General features: G+C 57.1%; 5 protein-coding genes. 1 reads left to right on the top strand and 4 read right to left on the bottom strand.

Annotated elements, in window-relative coordinates; translation table 11 throughout:
• Positions 1–31: 31 nt before the first annotated feature.
• Positions 32–958, top strand: coding sequence for a site-specific integrase (locus EFAMC2_RS10185; protein ID WP_154029068.1), 927 nt, complete (start codon positions 32–34; stop codon positions 956–958).
• Here EFAMC2_RS10185 and EFAMC2_RS10190 read toward each other — a convergent pair.
• The 4 genes from EFAMC2_RS10190 to EFAMC2_RS10475 are packed head-to-tail and all read right to left on the bottom strand — an operon-like array spanning position 955 to position 5,082.
• On the bottom strand, positions 955–1,557 hold the full coding sequence (locus EFAMC2_RS10190) for a hypothetical protein (RefSeq protein WP_154029069.1): 603 nt from the start codon (positions 1,555–1,557) through the stop codon (positions 955–957). The two genes, EFAMC2_RS10185 and EFAMC2_RS10190, sit on opposite strands and share 4 nt — an antisense overlap.
• Before the next feature lies 1 nt (position 1,558).
• On the bottom strand, positions 1,559–4,120 hold the full coding sequence (locus EFAMC2_RS10195; RefSeq protein ID WP_154029070.1) for a type I restriction-modification system subunit M: 2,562 nt from the start codon (positions 4,118–4,120) through the stop codon (positions 1,559–1,561).
• Complete coding sequence (locus tag EFAMC2_RS10200; RefSeq protein ID WP_154029071.1) at positions 4,121–4,954, bottom strand: GIY-YIG nuclease family protein; 834 nt, start codon at positions 4,952–4,954, stop codon at positions 4,121–4,123.
• 2 nt (positions 4,955–4,956) lie between these two features.
• Positions 4,957–5,082 (bottom strand): YlcI/YnfO family protein, encoded by a 126-nt coding sequence (locus EFAMC2_RS10475; protein WP_315985360.1) that lies wholly within the window; start codon positions 5,080–5,082, stop codon positions 4,957–4,959.
• Positions 5,083–5,092 lie beyond the last annotated feature (10 nt).

Here is a 5,092-nt window from a genome sequence, read left to right on the forward strand (position 1 = left end):
GAGCCACCTCACACGATGAAAGTGGGTAAAAATGCCAATCGTTATCAATGGAGAATCGCTTTTCTGCGATTACTACTCTCAATGGATTAGCGTCTACAAAGAAGGAGCCATCCGTGAGGTCACCATGGGAAAGTATCGGCTCACGCAGTCTTGGCTCGCCAAGCTGATTCCAGACCTCAAGATAAAAGATCTCGACCGGACCTCGTACCAGCAGCTCATCAATGCTTACGCAGAGCATCATGAGCGGCAGACAACCATGGACTTTCACCATCAGCTTAAAGGGGCGATCCTTGACGCAGTTGACGAAGGACTCATTCCCCGCGACCCTACGCGCAAGGCCATCATCAAAGGAAAACAGCCGCGTGCGAAAAAGATCAAGTATCTCAACCAGTTTGAGCTTCATGCCATGCTCGGTGACCTCGACTTATCGGGTGGGCCAAGTTGGGATTGGCTTATTCTCATAGTCGCTAAAACGGGCCTGCGCTTCTCCGAAGCCCTTGGACTTACTCCCGAAGACTTCGACTTCGCCCATCAAACACTCTCGGTGAACAAGACCTGGGATTACAAGAACGGCGGCGGATTCGTCCCCACGAAAAACGCCTCATCGGTGCGGAAGGTTCAACTCGACTGGCAACTCATCATGCAACTTTCTGGACTGCTCAAAGACCTTTCGCCGACTGAGCCTATATTTGTGAAGGGAAAGGTCTATAACTCGACGGCTAACAGCGTTTTAGCGCGCCACTGCAAGAATATTGGCGTGCCCATCATATCCGTCCACGGGCTGCGGCATACGCATGCATCACTTCTGCTGTTTGCAGGTGTCTCCATCGCCAGCGTATCCCGAAGGCTCGGCCATGCAAGCATGACCACCACTCAGGAAACCTATCTGCACGTCATTCAAGAGCTCGAGAATAAGGACATTGACATTGTCATGAGGGCGCTTTCGACTCTTATTTAGCCTGTACCAGCAAACCGTGGCTCACGCTGATGAAGGGTGATGAGGTTATCGAGATGCAGGAAAACCAATCCGACAGCCTCCTGTTCGCGCATGGAGGGCATCAAGAGAACAACATCGGCTAGGGTATCCTGCGACACATTGATATGTTGAGCACCCTGAGCTCTGTGAGTAATTTGCTCGCGAATAAAAGAGGAGCCAAGAAGATATTTAATGAAAATAGGGTTAAACTCACCGACTATTTTGCCTCTTATCACGAATCCTCCGAAAGCGGATGAAACATGCTGGTCAAGATACACGTTCGACGTTCCGGCATCCTCCTGATTTTCCGAGCTGCGCTGAAACAGTACATCACCGTACTCAACACAATAGCGGCTAGCTTCTTCGCAATTCAGGCGAGCTTTGCCCCTTACTGTCTCGTGCGTAATGAATTCATCATCAAGAACATCCATGACACTGATAAGCGGAATCCCGCTTCCAAATGACTCGCTGGAGCCATTAAAACCATTTTGGAAAAGAAGCAGTTCTCCCAACTTACGCTGTTCCCAAGGGTCAGTGAATCCCTTGAAGCGGATTTCTGGGGTATTTTGTTTCTCTGCCATGCTACTCACCACCCAACAGCTTGCGCAGCTCGGCAATGCCCGCCATGTCGTACTCACTGCCCGTAAGCTGCCCCAACATGTCTGCCAGCTGGCTTTCTGCATCATCTATCTGGTTGCACACGTCCGAGTAAGTTGTCGCGTATTTGGCGTTAAGCGCAGCTACCTTCGCGATGAAGTCGCTCACAACGGTTTCGGGAAGGGCCAGAAGCTCGGCCTGCAGCGGCTCTATCCACTTGGCGGCCAGCAGATCGTCGCACTGGTCGTCGGTCAGACCCTCGATGACCTCCTTGGTCGTCTCCTCAAGGGCCATTCTCGCTTCCTTGTTCTCCTTCTTGAGGCTTTTCTCCTCATCGAGCAGCGCCTGCGCACGAACCAGACCTTGCTCGAAATCGTTTTCAGGGCGCTTTCCGATAGCCTTCACAGCCTTCTTGAGCTCAGCCGCCACAAACGAACCTTCGTCGTTGACAGCAGCAGAGGATCCCTTGTCCTCCTCGTCGAAGCTTTCGAGAATCTCGTCTATCTCCTGCGATATCTCGCTTAGGCGGGAATCACGGGAAGTGATCTCCTTGACGTCTTCGGCAAGCAGTTGCTCTTGCACAAGCGCAAACGGCAGGATGCGGCCAGCCCAGCCGTCCTGCACCTCGACGTCTTTGCCGTTCTTCTTCTTGACCACCATATTCGGGTCCACCTTGCGCACAGCGCCTTTCCCCTCGGTCTGGATGACCTCCAGGTCGCCGGAGATTCCCACCCAGGCATCGTCGAGCGCCTGGTAGGCGTCGTAGCCGTCGATCAGGGCTGTGCTCGCCAGCGCGTCTTTCAAAAGCGCCGCGATGGCCTCTTCCTCCGCCACGGTATCGACTTCAGCGGCAGCGTCCACCAAACGGCTTCGCAGCGTGGCCGGTAAATGGCTTGTCGCATCCCGATAGCCGCCCAAGAAGGCGCGGACGTCGGCGTTTTCCTTCGCTACATGCGCAATGTCGTCGGTCGCGGGCGCAAGACACGAACCATCGGCGTCGCGGTAGAGTTGCCCTTTGAGGCTCGGCCATACTTTCCAGTAGCGTTCGAGCGCGTCGACCTCGGCCTTCGGCACGCCGCCGAACATGGTGGCGTACACGTCCCAGCTTTCGGCGGCCGCGCTCGAGTCCACGTAGCGCGGGATGTTGAGGTTATAGTCGTTGGCACGAATCTCGTCGATGGGAACCAGGCGGCTGAACTTGTCGACGGTCGCGTTCGTTGTCACTGCGTCAACGATACGCTTGATGTCACTTGCCCTCAGCTTGTTGTTCTTGCCCTCTTTCACGAAGTGCTTGGAGGCGTCCACCACCAAGACGTCGCTCGTCTCGCGCTGCTTGCGCAGCACCATGACGATGGTGGGGATGCCCGTGCCGAAGAAGATATTGGCAGGAAGTCCGATGATTGCCTGAATATGGCGGTTCTCCACCAGGTTCTTGCGAATGGCGCCCTCCTCGCCGCCGCGGAACAGCACGCCGTGGGGCAGGACGATGCACATGATGCCGTCGGGGCGCAGGTGGTATAGGTCGTGCAGCAAAAAGGCATAGTCGGCTTTGGACTTCGGCGCCACGCCGAACTTGAAGCGCGGATCGAGCTCCTTGTCTTCCGAATCCCAGTTCTGGGAGTACGGCGGGTTCGACACCACGGCATCGACGAACAGCGGGTCGTAGGTCTCATCCTTGTTCTCGACGGTGTCGAACCAGGGCCAGTCGTCCTCGAGCGTGTCGCCATTGCGTGCCACGATGTTGTCGGGAAGAATTCCGCGCATGACCAGATTCATACGCGTGAGGTTGTAGGTGTTTTCCTTGAGCTCCTGCGCATAATACTTGATGGAGTCCGGGTCGCCGTTGCGTCGTGCCACGGCCTTGCCGATATTGATAAGCAGCGAGCCCGAGCCGCTCGTGGGGTCGTAGATGGTGATGTTCTCGCGTCCGGCCAGGTGCCACGAGACTATCTCGCTCATGAGCATGGACACCTCGTGCGGCGTGTAGAACTCTCCCGCTTTCTTGCCAGCGTTGGCGGCGAAGTTGCTGATAAGGTACTCGTAGATGAAGCCGAGCACATCGTAGTCCTGGCGACCGTCCATCGGGATATCCTTGATGAGGTAGATGAGGTCGCGGGCTGCCTTGGACTGGCTGCGCGCATCGGTTCCTAGCTTGGAGAGACCGGTCCGCAGCGTGTCGAAGATGCCGTCGAAAACGCGTTTGCGCGCCGGGTCGATATTGCGGCTAAACGCGTTGAGCGCGTCGCGCACGTTCGAAATCTCGAAGTCGCCGCCCTTGGCGACCCAGGTGGAGAAGAGGTTCTCGTAGGCGATGAAGTAGCCGCACTCGCCCTTGACGAACTCGACCGTTTCTTCGTCGTCTTCCACGAGGCTCGGCAAATCCTCCTCGGCGAAGTCGCGCGCCTTCAGGCGAGCGACTTCGGTTTCGGAGAGAAACTTGTAGAAGATGAAGCCCAGGATGTAATCCTTGTATTCATTTGCCTCGATTTTCGAGCGCATCTTGTTGGCGGATTCCCATATCTTTGATGCCAATTGCTGCTTGTTCATCTAGTTTCCCTCGCTTCGATACACTTGGTTGAGTGTTTTTCCGTCGTCGCTTACCCATTCGGTCCAGCCGTTCTGGCTGCCGCCGAGCACGAACACTGCCGCGGCGCTGGGCGTCGGAAACTCGAGATCGTCGGCGAGCTCTGCGATACCGTCCGAATCGCCGAAGATCTCCCTGCGAGCGGCCGCGACGGCCGCGTTTTTCAGCACGGGTCTCGAGAGGTTCACTTTCGAGCCAGCGAGCACGGTGAAGTGCCCGGTGGCCTTGTTGTAGTGCCCCGCCCTGCGTATGCCGTTCTTCTTCGTGTGGAAGACCGCCGGCGCACCTGCCGGACCCTGGTCGACTCTGTCGAGGTCGTACCCCAGAGCTGCCATCCTGAAGAGGATCCTATCGTGCAGGCGTTCGACGGCCTCTTCCTTGTACGGGTCGACGTAGGGCTTGGGCGTCGCCGAGTTGTCGGTCTCGTACGAGCCGTGGGTACGCACGTAGTCGATGGCCTTCGCCTCGAGAACGTCCAGTGCGTCCCTGCTGATGTTCTGGTCGTCATCGAGAAACATAACGGCCTTGTTCCAGAACTCCTTCTTCGCCTTGTGCGCGTCGAGCCGGGCGATGCCCTGGGTCGTCTGCCCCGCGTAGACGCGGCTCACGTTGCCGTGGTCCTCGTCGAGCAGGTAGTAGACGCCGCGCTGTGGGATGTTCGGCAGCGACTTCGCCTCGGCGAGGTCTTCCCTCGGAATGACGACGGTCACAAGCGACTCGCCGTCGATGCGACAGATGCGGATGCGGTCCGGCTGCGCGTCTATGAGCTGGACGGTGAGAGTCTTGACCCGGATCATGCTCACGCCCCCTTCTTCGCGAGCTCTTCGATCATGCACGTGCGCACGAAGGCGGAGAAGCTCATACCCCGGAGGGCCGCCTCTTCCTTCGCAGCGTCACGCAGGGTATCGGGGATGCGCAGGGTCACGGAGACCTGG

Source organism: Olsenella uli (assembly GCF_901212655.1).
GTDB classification, from domain to species: domain Bacteria; phylum Actinomycetota; class Coriobacteriia; order Coriobacteriales; family Atopobiaceae; genus Parolsenella; species Parolsenella uli_A.

Coding starts and splice junctions, on each gene's coding strand:
- EFAMC2_RS10185 (WP_154029068.1), top strand. CDS start 32: ATGCCAATCGTTATCAATGGAGAATCGCTTTTCTGCGATTACTACTCT.
- EFAMC2_RS10190 (WP_154029069.1), bottom strand. CDS start 1,557: ATGGCAGAGAAACAAAATACCCCAGAAATCCGCTTCAAGGGATTCACT.
- EFAMC2_RS10195 (WP_154029070.1), bottom strand. CDS start 4,120: ATGAACAAGCAGCAATTGGCATCAAAGATATGGGAATCCGCCAACAAG.
- EFAMC2_RS10200 (WP_154029071.1), bottom strand. CDS start 4,954: ATGATCCGGGTCAAGACTCTCACCGTCCAGCTCATAGACGCGCAGCCG.